The organism is Ralstonia pickettii (assembly GCF_016466415.2).
Lineage (GTDB): Bacteria > Pseudomonadota > Gammaproteobacteria > Burkholderiales > Burkholderiaceae > Ralstonia > Ralstonia pickettii.
Genome location: NZ_CP066771.1, coordinates 1,034,987 through 1,049,557, shown reverse-complemented (window position 1 = coordinate 1,049,557; position 14,571 = coordinate 1,034,987). Strand labels below are relative to the sequence as shown.

Genomic DNA, 14,571 nt, shown 5'->3' with positions numbered 1-14,571 from the left:
ATGAAAACCGCCCTCGCCCTGCGCCACGTGCCGTTCGAGCACCTCGGCATCCTGCAGCCGCTGCTGGAAGCGCGCGGCTACGCGGTGCGGACCGTTGACGTGGGCGTGCAGCCGGTGCCGACCGACGACATGATGGACGCCGATCTGTTGATCGTGCTGGGCGGGCCCATCGGTGCGTACGACGATGCAACGTATCCGTTCATACGCGATGAAGCGGCCGCCATTGCGCGGCGACTGGCCGCACGCAAGCCGTTGCTCGGCATCTGCCTGGGCGCGCAGTTGATGGCGCGGGCATTAGGGGCGGCGGTCAAGCCGATGGGCGTGAAGGAGATCGGCTTTGCACCCATCACGCTCACCACGGAAGGTGCCGACTCACCGCTCGCGCCCCTGGCCGACGGCACGCCGGTGCTGCACTGGCATGGCGATCGATATGACTTGCCGCCCGGCGCGCGACGGCTGGCGTTCACGGAAGTTTGTGCAGAACAGGCTTTCGCCATCGGCAACCACGCTCTCGCGCTGCAATTTCATCTGGAGGCCAATCTGGAGGAGCTGGAAGCGTGGCTGATCGGGCATGCAGCGGAACTCGGCGCAGCGGGTATCGACCCGCGCACGTTGCGTGCACAGGCGCCTGCGGTAGCGCAACGCCTGACGCAACGCGCACGCGAGGTCTTCGCTGCCTGGCTGGACTGCGTGGAGGCCGCATGAGGCTGCCCGGCCCCATCTGCATCGACACCCTCCTCGCCGGACGCGTGGTCGACTACACGCGCCCAGGCTCACGCAGCGCCATCGACAAGCGGCCCGTGCGCGACGCAGTGGAGGTCGGTATCAACGGCATCGTGGGCGATGAGCAAGGCGATCTGCGTGTGCACGGCGGCCCTGACAAGGCGATTCATCACTACCCATTCGACCACTACGCGGCCTGGCAAGCGGATATCGGCGCGCAACCCTTGCTTGCCCAGCCCGGTGCGTTTGGCGAGAACGTGAGCACCACCGGCATCACCGAAGCGGACATTTGCGTGGGCGACCGTCTGCGTGCGGGCAGTGTGATGCTGGAAGTGTCGCAACTGCGCCAGCCGTGCTGGAAGCTCAACGACCGCTTCAACACGCGCGACATGGCGCGCCGCGTGCAACACACGGCCCGCACGGGCTGGTATTACCGGGTTCTGGAAGGCGGCACGCTGCGCGCCGGCGATACGCTGGAATGGCTCGAGCGCCCGTGGCCGCAATGGCCGCTGTCGCGCGTGCTCGATGTGCTTTACCGCAACATGCTCGACCGTGCGGCGCTGACCGACATGCTGAGGCTGCCGCTCACGCCGTCGTGGCGCAAGCTGGTGGAAGGCCGCCTTGCGCGTGGCGAGGTGGAAAGCTGGGCCAAACGCATCGATGGCCCAGCGCTCGACGCTTGAGTTCTCAACCGATCAGAACGTTTCCCAATCGGCGCCGGAACCACCGCCAGCTACAGCCAGTGGTTGCTTGCGTGCGGGAGCGGCAGCCGAAGCGACCGCGACCACGGCGACGGGCGCCGACGCCGCCGGCTGAACTGACGTTTTCGGTTCACGCTTGCGCAGCGCGGCACGTGCGGGCTTGGCTGCGCTGACTGGCTTGGCAGTGGCCTTGGCCGCAGGCTTGGCCATCTTCTCCTGCTTTTGCGCGACTAGTGCGGCGGTCTCTGCGCCATCCAGCCGGAACTGCGACACCACCTGCGTGAGGTTCTGCGCCTGTTCTTCCAGCGACTGCGCGGCAGCGGCCGCCTGTTCGACCAGCGCGGCGTTCTGCTGTGTCACCTGCTCCATTTCCGTCACAGCCTGACCGATCTGCAGGATGCCCTGCGTCTGCTCGGCCGAGGCCGAAGCAATGTCTTCAACGATATTGGCCACGCGACGCACGGCTTCCACCGTCTCGGTGATGGTCTCGCCGGCTTGCGCCACCTGCGAGTGCCCCGCTTGCACGCGCGACACCGAATCGTCGATCAGCGTCTTGATTTCCTTGGCGGCAGCAGCACTGCGTTGAGCCAGCGCGCGAACCTCGCCCGCCACCACGGCAAAACCGCGGCCCTGCTCGCCGGCGCGGGCGGCTTCCACTGCCGCATTCAGTGCGAGGATGTTGGTCTGGAAGGCAATGCCGTCAATCACGCCAATGATGTCGGCCATCTTGCGCGAGCCGGCGCTGATGTCGTCCATCGTCGCCACCACGCCGCGCACCACCTCGCCGCCACGCGAAGCCAGGTCTGCGGCATTCGACGCCAGCGCGCTGGCCTGGCGGGCGTTCTCGGAGTTGTTGGTGACGGTTGAGGTCATCTGCTCCATGCTGGCAGCCGTCTTCTCGAGCGAGGCCGATTGCTGCTCGGTACGCGAAGACAGATCGAGGTTGCCGCTGGCGATTTCGTGCGCGCCGGTGTTGACCGAGTCCGAGCTGTTGCGCACCTGGCGCACGGTCTTCACCAGGCTCTCACGCATGCGGCCCACGGCAGCCAGCAGGCGACCGAGTTCATTGCGGCCACCCGTTTTGACGTGCACGGCCAAATCGCCCTCGGCCACGCGGCTGAGCACGGCTACGGCTTCGTTAAGCGGGGTGATCACAAAGGCCTTGAGACCGTAGAACACCGCCACGATCAACGCGAGTGCCATGGCAATGCCGAGCGCCACGAACTTCAGGATCGTTTCGTAACGCGCACGGCCATCGTCTGCCTCGTCCTTGGCCAGCTTCTTGACGAGCTGCTGGAAGCTCTCGATCTGCACCGACCACGCGGCGCCGGTATCCGTCACGTCCTTGTAGTTGAGCTGCGCATACGCAGCGGCGTCGCCGGTGCGCAACGCCGCCAGGGCGCGCTGCACGGCTTCGATGTGCGTCTGCGCGGCCTGGACGATTGCCTGGCGCAGCGACTCGTCGACACCTTCGATGCGTGGCGCATTCTTGAAGGCTTCCACCTGTTCGATAGCCTTCTTCAGGCCTTTCTCCGAACTGGCAAGCGCTGCCGTCTTGGCAGCCTCGTCCATGTTTTCACGCAGGACGCTGTATAAGCGTGACATGCCGGTACGTGCGCGCTGCATGTCCTTGTACGCGTCGTTCAGCAGCATGCTGCGATCGGAAATCGCGTGCACGCGCTCGGTCGCGGCGTTGGTGATACGCAGCGCCAGCACACCCACCGCAGCTCCGACCACAATCATCAGTGCAAAGGTGATCAGAATCGCCAGCAGGCCAGCGCGCACGCTGGTGTTCTTCAAAACGCGGTCCATCTTGTCTCCGGCGTCCCCGCAGGCAAGCCCATGCTTGCGGTGTGCGGGGTCAACGAGGTGAAGGTCAATCGTGGGTCAAAACGTTTCCCAGTCGGCGTCGCCTCCAGCGGCGACCAGAGGCTTCGCCTTGGTCAGGCTCGCGGGGATCGCTGCCGGTGCAGCCGGCTTCTTTTCGGTTCGCTCGACCGGCTTGGCAGCAGCCTTTCGCAGCACAGGCGGCTTGCGCGACGTCAGCTTGGGCCTGGCGGCTTCGGTGCTCGGCTTGGCGGCTTCGCGTCGCGGCGCTTCTTCCTTGGGCGCCGCCGGAGCAGCACCTGCGACGGGCTTGACCGGCACAACCTCCGGTTCAACCCTGGCCACCATGGCGGGGGCACGCAGCGCGTGCGCATCCAAGCGGAATTGCGCCACCACCTGGGTCAGGCTCACCGCCTGCTCTTCCAGGGATTGCGCTGCGGCGGCCGCTTCCTCCACCAACGCGGCGTTCTGCTGCGTGGCGTCGTCAAGCTGCGTGACGGCGTGGCTCACTTCCTCAATGCCCGAACGCTGTTCCTGGCTGGCGGACGAGATCTCGCCAACGATGTCGGTCACGCGCTTCACGCTCGCCACAATCTCGCGCATGGTCGTGCCGGCTTCTTCCACCAGCGCGCTGCCTGCATCCACGTTGACGACGGAATCGTCGATCAGCGCCTTGATCTCCTTGGCGGCAGCGGCGCTGCGCTGCGCAAGGCTGCGCACCTCACCGGCCACCACGGCAAAACCACGGCCCTGTTCCCCAGCACGTGCGGCTTCCACTGCCGCATTCAGCGCAAGGATGTTCGTCTGGAACGCAATGCCGTCGATCACGCCGATGATGTCGACGATCTTGCGGGACGACGCGTTGATGGAGCCCATGGTTTCCACCACGCGCGTCACCACATCGCCGCCGCGCACGGCCACATCCGAGGCGGACGCGGCCAGTTGGTTGGCCTGCTGGGCGTTGTCGGCGTTCTGCTGCACGGTCGACATCAGCTGCTCCATGGCCGAAGCCGTTTCTTCGAGCGAGCTGGCCTGCTGTTCGGTGCGCGACGAGAGGTCGAGGTTGCCGCTGGCGATCTCGCGCGTAGCGGTGCCAATGGTTTCCGACGCGCCCTTGATGCGGCCGATGGTGTCCACAAGCGCGCCGCGCATGCGGCTCATCGCGTAGAGCAGGCTGTCGTTGTCGTCAGCACGGGTGGCAATCTCCACCGTCAGGTCGCCGCCGGCAATGCGGTTGGCAACGTCAGCCGCGTAGGCGGGGTCGCCGCCCAGCGTGCGCTGCAGGCTGCGGTTCGCAACGCTGCCCAGCAGCACCAGCAAGCCGCCCACCAGCAGAAGCAGGCCGCCGGTCTGGTAAAGCGACGTCATGAATGCAGCGTTGATGTCGTCCATGTAGACGCCGGTCGAGAAAACCCAGTCCCACGGCTCATAGCGCATCGCGAATGCCGTCTTCGGCACCGGATCCGTGCCGCCGACTTTCGGCCAGACATAGCTGGTGAATCCGCCCTTCGGATCTTTGGCGGCAGTGGTCAAGCCCGCATAGACCGCATTGCCCTGTGCATCCTTGAAGCCGGATTGGTCTTTGCCGATGAACTCCGGCTTGATCGGGTGCATCACCACCACGTTGTTGGAACTGGTGATGGTGAAGTAGCCGTCCTTGTCGTAGCGCAGGGCCTTGAAACGGTCGATCGCCTGCTTTTGCGCGGCGTCTTTGCTCAACGTGCCGTTCTTGGTCAGGTCGTCGTACTGCTTGACCAGGTTCATGGCCATGGTCGTCACGCTGACGAGGTTGTTCTTGCGCTCCTCCACGCGGATCTCGCGCGCCTGATACGCGTTGAATACCGAGATCAACGTCAGCGCGACAAGGCTGATGACCAGCGGCAGCCAAAGCTTTTGGCGAAAGCTGAGCTTGCTCATTCCAGAGTCTCCGGAAGCGGAACCGCAAGGCGCCATTTGCGCAAATGCGCTCCCACTATGTTTTAAGGGTCCGAATGGTCTATCGGCAGGCCGGCCGCCAACCTTGAGGGGGCGAACCCGGGCAATGGCCGGCATCGCTCCCTTTGCGCCCATCCACCGCGCCCCGCGCCCCGCGCCGCACGCGATCTTTGCAGAGGAAGCCATATTGGGCAGAATTCTGTTGATCTGGAATTGATAATCGACGATGAAAACCACGCTCGAAGAACTGCTTGCCTTCCGCACCGTCGTCGATACGGGCTCCGTCACGGCGGCGGCTGAGCAGCTGGGCCAGACGGTGTCGGGCGTGAGCCGCGCGTTGCGCCGCCTGGAAGAAAAGCTGGACACCACCCTGCTCTCGCGCACCACGCGGCGGCTGTCGCTCACCGACGAGGGCGCGACGTTTCTGGCGCAGGCGCGCAGGATCCTCGCCGCCGTCGACGAGGCCGAGGAGCAGATCGCCCTGCGCCGCCAGCAGCCTGCCGGCCGCCTGCGTGTCAACGCTGCCATGCCGTTCATGCTGCATGTGGTGGCGCCGCTGGTGCCGGACTTCCGCGCACGGTATCCGCAGATCGAGCTGGAGCTGAACACCAACGACCTGATCATCGATTTGCTGGAAGAAGACACCGACGTGGCAATCCGCATCGGCACGCTGCGCGATTCCACCCTGCGTGCGCGCCTGCTTGGCACGCGGCGGCTGCGCGTGCTGGCGAGCCCTGCCTATCTGAAAACGCACGGGCGGCCCCGCCACGTGGATGACCTGCAGAAGCACGCCCTGCTCGGTTTCGTGCAGCCGGAATCGCTAAACCAATGGCCCCTGCGCGGCCCGTACGGCGATCGCCTGCGCATCGAGCCCACGCTCAAGGCCTCCAGCGGAGAAACCCTGCGCCAGCTTGCACTGCAAGGCGCCGGCATCGTCTGTCTGGCGGATTTCATAACCGTGGAAGACCGGCGCACAGGCGACCTTGTGCAGGTGCTGTCGGACGCCACGGTGGAGGTGCTGCAACCGATTCACGCGGTGTACTACCGCAACACGCAGTTGGCTTCGCGGATCGCGTGCTTTCTCGATTTTCTCGAAGCCCGGCTCGCCGACGATAAGCAGTGAAGCAGCATCGCTGGTATGCAACAATTGCGCGATTCAACACCTTCCGCGCGCGGCCTGATCGGATCACAACGGGCGGCGCGCTGCGCTTTGAGCACTCATGGCTGAACACTCCGCTCCGGTTCTGGAGATCGACCCGAAATACGGCCCGTTCGACAAGCACACCCCGATGATGCAGCAATATTTGAGGCTGAAATCGGGGCATCCGGACACGCTTGTCTTCTACCGCATGGGCGACTTTTACGAACTCTTCTTTGAAGACGCCGAAAAAGCCTCGCGCCTGCTCGACATCACGCTCACCGCACGCGGCAGTTCCAACGGGCATCCGATCCGTATGGCGGGCATCCCGTTCCACGCTGCGGAGCAATACCTCGCCAAGCTGGTCAAGCTGGGCGAATCCGTCGCCATCTGCGAGCAAATCGGAGACCCGGCGGCGACCAAGGGACCGGTCGAGCGCAAGGTCGTGCGCGTCGTCACGCCCGGCACGTTGACGGACGCCGCGCTGCTCTCCGACAAGGTCAACAACCATCTGCTGGCCATCGCACATCTGCCCGGCAAGCGCGGCGCCGCACCGCTGATCGGTCTGGCCTGGCTCAACCTCGTCGGCGGCGAATTGCGCGTGATGGAGTGCAGCCCCGACCAGCTCGACCGCGAACTCGAACGCATCCGCCCCGCCGAGGTGCTGGCCGACGATGCAACGCTCAACACCCTCCAAGTGGATGTTGCCCGCACGCGCCTGCCCGATTGGCACTTCGACGTGGAAGCCGGCACCCGCCGCCTGCGCGAGCAACTCGGCGTCGCGAGCCTCGTCGCCTTTGGCGCGGAAACGCTGACGGCCGCATTGGCGGCTGCCGGTGCGCTGCTGAATTACGCAGCGGCCACGCAAGGCCAATCCCTGCGCCACGTGATCGGCCTCACCGTCGAGCATGAAAGCGAATTCATCGGCCTGGACACCGCCACACGCCGCAATCTGGAGCTGACCGAGACGCTGCGTGGGCAGGAATCGCCGACGCTGTTTTCGCTGCTGGACACCTGCGCGACCAGCATGGGCAGCCGCCTGCTGCGCCACTGGCTGCATCATCCGCTGCGGGATCGCGCGGTGCCCCAAGCGCGGCAGCAGGCCATCGAGGTGCTGCTCGGCAGCGATTGGCAAACGTTGCGTGCGACCCTGCGCACGCTGTCGGATGTGGAGCGCATTACCGGGCGACTGGCGCTGCTGTCGGCACGCCCGCGCGATCTGTCGTCGTTGCGTGACACACTGGCGCGCCTGCCGGAGATTCGCGAAGAACTGCCGCAAAGCGATGCGGCACCGCTGCTAGCCGAGCTGTATGCCGCGCTCACCCTGCCCGAAGACGCGCACGCCCTGCTCCAGAGCGCCGTGATGGCAGAGCCGGCAGCGATGGTGCGCGACGGCGGCGTCATCGCCCGCGGTTACGATGCCGACCTCGACGAGCTACGCGACATCTCGGAAAACTGCGGCCAGTTCCTCGTCGATCTGGAGGCCCGCGAACGCGAGCGCACCGGCATCGCCAATCTGCGCGTCGAATACAACCGCGTGCATGGCTTCTACATCGAAGTCACCAACGGCCAGGCCGCCAAGGTACCGGACGATTACCGCCGCCGCCAGACGCTGAAGAACGCCGAGCGTTACATCACGCCCGAGTTGAAAGCGTTCGAAGACAAGGCGTTGTCGGCGCAGGACCGTGCCCTGTCGCGCGAAAAGCTCCTCTACGAAGAGCTGCTCCAGAAACTGTTGCCGCACCTGGCCGAATTCAAACGTATCGCCGCCGCGCTGGCACAGGCCGATGTGCTCGCGACGCTGGCCGAGCGTGCGCATGCGCTGTCGTGGTCGCGCCCCATGCTGACGGACGCACCCGGTATTGAGCTGACGCGCGCACGCCATCCGGTGGTCGAACAACAAGTCGAACAGTTCGTCGCCAACGACTGCATGCTGCAGGAGGCGCGCAAGCTGCTGCTGATCACGGGCCCAAACATGGGCGGCAAATCGACCTTCATGCGGCAAACCGCGCTCGTCGTGCTGCTCGCTTACGTGGGCGCATTTGTGCCGGCGGAGGCCGCAGTCATCGGCCCAATCGACCGTATCTTCACGCGCATCGGCGCGGCCGACGATCTGGCGGGTGGCCGATCCACCTTCATGGTTGAGATGACGGAAGCGGCTGCCATCCTGCACCGCGCCACACCCAACAGCCTGGTGCTGATGGACGAGATCGGCCGCGGAACGAGCACATTCGACGGCCTGGCGCTTGCCTGGGCGATTGCGCGTCACTTGCTGTCGCACAACCGCAGCCACACGCTGTTCGCCACGCACTATTTCGAACTGACGCAACTGCCGCAGGAGTTCGCTCAGGCTGCGAACGTGCACCTCTCCGCCGTCGAACATGGTGACGGCATTGTTTTCCTGCATGCTGTGCAGGAAGGGCCGGCGAGCCAGAGCTACGGCCTGCAGGTCGCGCAGCTGGCGGGCGTGCCGCAGCCGGTCATTCGCGCCGCGCGCAAGCGGCTCGCGTGGCTGGAGCAGCATTCCGCCGACACCGGCGCCACGCCTCAGTTGGACCTCTTCGCCCTCGCCGCCGATACGCCCATCGACGACGAAAACGACGACGCCGAAGCCCCCGACAGCGCACTGACGGAGGCACTCGCCGGCATCGATCCCGATGACATGACGCCGCGTGAAGCGCTCGATGCGCTGTACCGGCTCAAGGCGCTGGCGAGACCGTCCGCTTGATTCCGATGACCCGGCTCGGCGCAGTTTCCCGCACGTTTCAATGCATCGCCATGGCGTTGGCGATGCTGATGCCGGTGGCTGTACCAGCTGCACCCAAGGGCACGAATTCTGCAACTGACGCGCCAGGCGCCTTCACCTTTACGGTGATCGGCAACGTGCCGGACCGCGCCGAGGATGTCGCCCCCGTGCGCGCACTGCTGGACGCCATCGACGCCGAACACCCTGCCTTCGTCGTCCATCTGGGCAACCTCAAGGGCCGCGATGAAGCGTGTTCCGACACGCTGCTCGAAGCGCGCCATGACCTGCTCGACAGCCTGATCGCGCCCGTCATCTACATCCCGGGCGACCACGACTGGAGCGACTGCCAGCGCCCCGCCGCAGGCAGTTTCGACCCGGTGGAGCGCCTGCTGCGCCTGCGCGAGCTGTTCTACCCCGACGACAGCACGCTCGGCCAGCGCACCATGACGGTCATGCGCCAGTCGGATCAGGCCAAGTTCCGCAGCTACCGCGAAAACACGCGCTGGACGATGAACGACGTGCTGTTCGTCACCCTCAACGTGCCCGGCGACAACAACAACTACAAGACCGCGGGCGGGCGCAACGGCGAATACGAAGACCGCCTCGAAGCCAATCGCCAATGGCTCGCACGCGCCTTCGCTGTCGCGCACCAGCGCAAGATGGCCGGCGTAGTCGTCATGATGCAGGCCGATCCACTCTTTGAAGATGGTTGGGAACGGCGCCGCGCGCCCAATCTGTTCGACGGCTTGCTACGTCGCCGCTCGCATGACGGCTACCTTGCACTCAAGCGCCAGATGCGATCGCTCACGCGCGACTACGACGGTGCCGTTCTGCTCATTCACGGCGCCAGCCAGACGTTCATGCTCGACCGCCCGCTCAAGGACGAAGACGGCCGCCCGGACGCGCACGTCATGCGCGCACGCACCTATGGTTCGCCGGTGCTCGATCGCTGGCTTGAGGTGTCCGTCACGCCCGGCCGCACGCCACTGTTCCATATACGCAGCCGCCGCCTCGACAACACGCCCGCCCCCACGCCGGAAATCGCGCCGGCGCCGGCGCAATAAAAAACGGGAGCCGAAGCTCCCGTTCTCGTATCTCGATAAACCGCCGATCAGTGCAGCGTGTGCGGCTTGTCGTCGTCTTCGTCCTCGTCCACTACTTCAAGGCCGTGTTCACCGTGCACGTGGCCGTGCTCGATTTCTTCAGCCGTGGCCTCACGCACTTCAGTCACCTTCAACTCGAAGCGCAGCGCCATGCCTGCCAGCGGGTGATTGCCATCCAGCACAACCTTATCCTCCGCCACGTCGGTGACGGTGTAGACGATGGCGTCTTCCTCATCGCCATCTTCGGGCACGCCCTCGAACTGCATGCCAACTTCGAGCGGTTCCGGAAAGCGATCACGCGGCTCGATCTTGATCAGCTCTTGATCGTAGTCACCGAAAGCGTCGTCCGGTTCGAGCTGCAGCTTGGTCTCGAAGCCTTGTTCCTGGCCGTCCAGCGCTTCCTCGATCTTGGGGAACGTGCCATCATAGCCGCCGTGCAAATACACCATCGGCTCATCGGATTCCTCGATGACGTTGCCCTGCGCGTCGGACAGTTTGTAAGCCACCGACACTACCGTATTCTTCGCGATTTTCAATTGCGCACTCCATGAACGAAGTCCCATTATACGCTGCCGATGGCGGCGTCCAACCTGCTCTCCCAGCGGGGCATCCGGCGCAACTCCTCGGCGGGCTGTCACCGCGCGAATTCATGCGCACGCACTGGCAGAAACAGCCGCTGCTGATCCGGCGGGCACTCTCCCCCGAAGAGATGCGTGCGCTGCACTTTCCGCTCTCACCCGAACGCGTACTTGCCCTGGCTGCGCGCCCAGATGTCGAGTCGCGACTGATCGCGCAATCGCGCGGGCGCTGGTCCTTCAATCACGGCCCCTTCGATGAACGCCCGCTGCCTTCGCGCAAGACCCGGAACTGGTCGGTGCTTGTGCAGGGCGCGAATCTCGTCGAGCCGGCAGTCGAGGCGCTCATGCAGCGTTTCCGATTCATTCCGGATGCGAGGCTCGACGACGTGATGATCAGCTTCGCGACCGACGGCGGCGGCGTCGGCCCGCACTTCGATTCGTACGATGTGTTCCTGCTGCAGGCCCACGGCAGGCGCCGCTGGCGCATCTCAGCCCAGGACGATCTCACGCTCGTCCCCGATCTGCCGCTCAAGATCCTCGCCAACTTCCAGCCCGAAGAGGAATTCGTACTAGAGCCCGGCGACATGCTGTATCTGCCGCCGCACTACGCACATGACGGCGTGGCCGAGGGCGACTGCATGACGTATTCGATCGGCTTCCGCTCACCGTCGTACCGCGAACTGGCCGGCCACTTCCTGGGCTTCCTGTCGCAAACGCTGGAAGACGACCCCAACTTCGACGGCCGCTACGCCGATCCCGAACAGAAGCCCACCACCCACCCCGGCGAACTGCCGGCCGCCATGGTCAAGGCCCTTGTCCAGAAGCTCAACGCGTTGCGCTGGACGCCTGAACTCGTCGGTGAATTCCTCGGCGCGTACCTTTCCGAACCCAAGGATCACGTCGACTTCGTCACGCAGCCCCGCTTGCCGCTCGCTCGCTTCACGGCCCGGGCGCGCAAGGAAGGCATCGTCCTCGATGCGCGAACGCAGGCGTTGTATGACGCGCAACGCTTCTGGATCAACGGCGATACGTTTGAACCATCGGGAACGCTGCTTGCGTGGCTCTCCGCGTTGGCGGACGCACGTCGTGCGAGCGCTGCATCCGTGGATGCGGCGGCCGGCTTGCCAGATCTGATGGATACGCTGCACGCTTGGTACGAAGAAGGCTGGCTCAGGCTGGCTGGACCCGCGCAACGATGATTCCGCATTGAAACAGATCGTTACAAAAGCGTCTGAATCGCACGTGCGTCAGCCCCGACTCAGCTACACACAGTAGGTAAAGGCCGCTATAATCCGACGCTAGCTTGCAAGCCGAGCAGTCCTCGTGCGGCTTGGCTGCCAGCATAGAAGAAGGTGTAGTACCTGAGCGATAATTACCGGTAATTATTCATCGCGCTTTCTGTTGTCCGCTTTCCATAATTCAGTTTAAGGATCGAAAAAATGAAAAAGTCTCTCCTGATCGCCTCGCTGATGGCTGCTGTGGTTCTGGCTGCTTGCGGTAAGAAGGAAGAAGCCGCTGCTCCGACCGCCGCTCCGGAAGCTTCGGCTCCCGCCGCTGCTGCTCCGGCTGCCCCGGCTGCTTCGGACGCCGCTGCTGCTCCGGCTGCTTCGGATGCTGCTGCTTCGGCCCCGGCTGCCAAGCAATAATCGCGTTTCTCGCGAGACAAAAAAGCCGACCTTCAGGTCGGCTTTTTTTATGGGCGCCCATCTAGCGTTGGAACTCCGAGCAGCAACTACGCGACCCATCCGCCATTCAAAGTTGTTTCTGAATCTTACAAGCCGCGTCGATCGGACCAGCCGCCCTCAAACGGTGCACCAAAGCAGGCCCTCTTCCTGATCCGCAATCGGCATGTCTTCAGTGCGAGCCCCCAGCGGCACGGCAATCGCCTCAGCAGCCAATAGCGGCGTGTTGTTCTGCTTGGACAGATGCGCAGCAACGACCGTATGCAACGCGTCGTGGCGAACGCGCGTAAGGATCGCGGCTGCAATGTCATTGGCCAAATGGCCGAAATCTCCACCGATACGCCGTTTCAATGACCACGGATAGGCTGAATTGGCCAGCATCTCGCGGTCATGATTGCATTCGAGCACGAGGGCGTGCATGCCTGCCAGATGGGCGCACAGGTATTCCGTCAACATGCCGGCATCGGTCAGCACACCCAGGCGCCGCGCACCGTCGTTGAAAACGAACTGCAGTGGCTCGCGCGCGTCGTGCGGCACGGTGTATGGCAGGATCTGCAGATCACCGACACAGAACATATCGTCGGCGCGGCAGAAACGCACGGCTGCACGGTCGGCGCCGCGCAGGTTTTCCGTGGCGCGATACGTACCGTGGCTGGTCCAGACGGGGATATCGAATTTGGCGGCAACCGCATAGGCGCTGCCAACGTGATCGCTATGCTCGTGCGTGACGAGGATGGCGTTGAGGGATTCGGGCGTACAGCCCAGGCGTTCGAGCCGTCGCACGGTCTCGCGGATACCGAATCCGCAATCCAGCAGGATGCGCGTGCACGTCGCGCCGCTCGCGGATTCGACGAGCAGCGCATTCCCTTCACTGCCGCTGCCAAGGCTGGCGAATCTCAGTGTCATCGCCCACCCAGGCAGCCATACTGCATAACGTCGATTACCGCAGTTGCTCGTCGAGCAGCGACAGGATGCGCTTGCCGATGTCACCGGTCTGCGCGGAGCCGTCGTCGTTCTGCACCAGCACCGTCGACGACGTGCCGGCATCCTTCACCACCACGCGGTAACGCTTGGCGCGCTTGAGGTCTTCGATCTTCGTGCCCGAGAACAGGCGCGAGAAGAAGCCCGGTGCATTCGCTTCGGCACGCGTATCAGCGTAGCGAACGAAATACACGCCTTGCGAACGATCGCGATCATCCACGGTAAAGTTCACGCGATCCAGCGCCAGGCCCACGGTACGCCATGCACGATCAAAGGGCTCCGGCACCTGCAGGATCGGTTGGCCATTCGACTGCGTGAGCAACGACGGGCCGGTACGCGGAGCCGGTTCGGCCTTCGCGCCGTCTTGCACCGGGTGCACAGCCTGCGTTTGTGCGAGCTTCTGCTGCGCGGCTTCCTTGCTGGCGCCCAGACGCTGCATCAGGCGCGACAGGAATTCGGCTTCGAGTTCCGGATCGGCCGGACGCGGCGTCCACACGGTCTGGTCCTTGGACGAACCGACCAGTTGTTCCTGCGCGCCGCGGTGCGAGATGTAGACTTCGACCGTGCCGTTCGGACCCTTCTCGATGCGGGTGCGGAACTTGTCACGCTCAGACGTCGAGTACAAGCCATCGAACACCTTGCCGACGGTGCGGCGGATGATGTCCTGCGGAATCTTCGCGCGATTCTCGGCCCAGTCGGTTTCCATGATGCCGGTCTCGGGCGAGTCGATCACCAGCAGGAAGCCCAGCTCTTGCCAGAACGTGCGCAATTGTGGCCACAGGGCATCCGGCGTGGTCTTCACAACCAGCCAGCGCTGATTGCCATCGCGCTCGATGCGCATGTCGGACACGGCGGGCAGCACGTTCTCGGTGCCCGAGCCCGGCGTCGTGACCTTGGGCGCCGTCGACGTGTAGGCCGACAGCGTGGTCGTGCCCGTGTCCGGTGCGGCATAGCGGCGATCCGCCTGGATGCCGGTCAGGTCGGGCGGGACCTCAAGCGTCGGGCCCTTCTTGGCCTGCGATTTGTAATCGATGCGGTCCGGCTGCATCACCTCATTGACGGTATCGCAACCGGAAATCAGGGCAACCGACAACGCGGCCAGCAACAGTTGAGCGGACGTCGCCATAGCCCCGCGACGGGTTTGGTGCAGTTTCATT

Annotated in this window: 12 protein-coding genes; 7 read left to right on the top strand and 5 right to left on the bottom strand. The window is 64.4% G+C overall.

Annotated elements, in window-relative coordinates:
• Positions 1–705: a glutamine amidotransferase gene (locus RP6297_RS05010; RefSeq protein WP_009238458.1), complete on the top strand. Its 705-nt coding sequence runs from the start codon at positions 1–3 to the stop codon at positions 703–705.
• The gene (locus RP6297_RS05005; protein WP_009238459.1) at positions 702–1,406 is read left to right on the top strand and encodes an MOSC domain-containing protein; all 705 of its coding nucleotides are present in this window, start codon (positions 702–704) and stop codon (positions 1,404–1,406) included. The genes RP6297_RS05010 and RP6297_RS05005 overlap by 4 nt, the downstream gene beginning before the upstream one ends.
• A gap of 12 nt (positions 1,407–1,418) precedes the next feature.
• Here RP6297_RS05005 and RP6297_RS05000 read toward each other — a convergent pair whose 3' ends face one another.
• Entirely contained in the window at positions 1,419–3,236 is a 1,818-nt protein-coding gene (locus RP6297_RS05000) for a methyl-accepting chemotaxis protein (RefSeq protein ID WP_009238460.1), read from the bottom strand.
• Between the two features lie 75 nt (positions 3,237–3,311).
• Positions 3,312–5,168 (bottom strand): methyl-accepting chemotaxis protein, encoded by a 1,857-nt coding sequence (locus tag RP6297_RS04995; protein ID WP_009238461.1) that lies wholly within the window; start codon positions 5,166–5,168, stop codon positions 3,312–3,314.
• A gap of 244 nt (positions 5,169–5,412) precedes the next feature.
• On the opposite strand from RP6297_RS04995, the gene RP6297_RS04990 reads away from it, so the two are divergent.
• The 3 genes from RP6297_RS04990 (at position 5,413) to RP6297_RS04980 (ending at position 10,134) form a co-directional block, all read left to right on the top strand.
• Positions 5,413–6,309, top strand: a complete 897-nt coding sequence (locus RP6297_RS04990; RefSeq protein ID WP_009238462.1) for a LysR family transcriptional regulator — start codon at positions 5,413–5,415, stop codon at positions 6,307–6,309.
• Positions 6,310–6,406: 97 nt separating this feature from the next.
• Positions 6,407–9,052 (top strand): DNA mismatch repair protein MutS, encoded by a 2,646-nt coding sequence (gene mutS, locus RP6297_RS04985; protein WP_009238463.1) that lies wholly within the window; start codon positions 6,407–6,409, stop codon positions 9,050–9,052.
• Between the two features lie 5 nt (positions 9,053–9,057).
• Complete coding sequence (locus RP6297_RS04980; protein WP_009277374.1) at positions 9,058–10,134, top strand: metallophosphoesterase; 1,077 nt, start codon at positions 9,058–9,060, stop codon at positions 10,132–10,134.
• A gap of 47 nt (positions 10,135–10,181) precedes the next feature.
• On the opposite strand, the gene RP6297_RS04975 is transcribed toward RP6297_RS04980, so the two are convergent.
• Positions 10,182–10,709, bottom strand: a complete 528-nt coding sequence (locus RP6297_RS04975) for an FKBP-type peptidyl-prolyl cis-trans isomerase (protein WP_009238465.1) — start codon at positions 10,707–10,709, stop codon at positions 10,182–10,184.
• Positions 10,710–10,720: 11 nt separating this feature from the next.
• On the opposite strand from RP6297_RS04975, the gene RP6297_RS04970 reads away from it, so the two are divergent.
• On the top strand, positions 10,721–11,950 hold the full coding sequence (locus tag RP6297_RS04970) for a ribosomal protein uL16 3-hydroxylase (protein ID WP_009238466.1): 1,230 nt from the start codon (positions 10,721–10,723) through the stop codon (positions 11,948–11,950).
• A 240-nt stretch (positions 11,951–12,190) separates the two neighbouring features.
• Complete coding sequence (locus tag RP6297_RS04965) at positions 12,191–12,397, top strand: hypothetical protein (protein ID WP_199517404.1); 207 nt, start codon at positions 12,191–12,193, stop codon at positions 12,395–12,397.
• 156 nt (positions 12,398–12,553) lie between these two features.
• Here RP6297_RS04965 and RP6297_RS04960 read toward each other — a convergent pair whose 3' ends face one another.
• Both RP6297_RS04960 and bamC read right to left on the bottom strand, forming a co-directional pair.
• Positions 12,554–13,339 carry an MBL fold metallo-hydrolase gene (locus RP6297_RS04960; RefSeq protein WP_009238467.1) on the bottom strand — a complete coding sequence of 262 codons (786 nt, stop codon included), beginning with the start codon at positions 13,337–13,339 and terminating at the stop codon, positions 12,554–12,556.
• A gap of 34 nt (positions 13,340–13,373) precedes the next feature.
• On the bottom strand, positions 13,374–14,570 hold the full coding sequence (bamC, locus tag RP6297_RS04955) for an outer membrane protein assembly factor BamC (RefSeq protein ID WP_009238468.1): 1,197 nt from the start codon (positions 14,568–14,570) through the stop codon (positions 13,374–13,376).
• Position 14,571 lies beyond the last annotated feature (1 nt).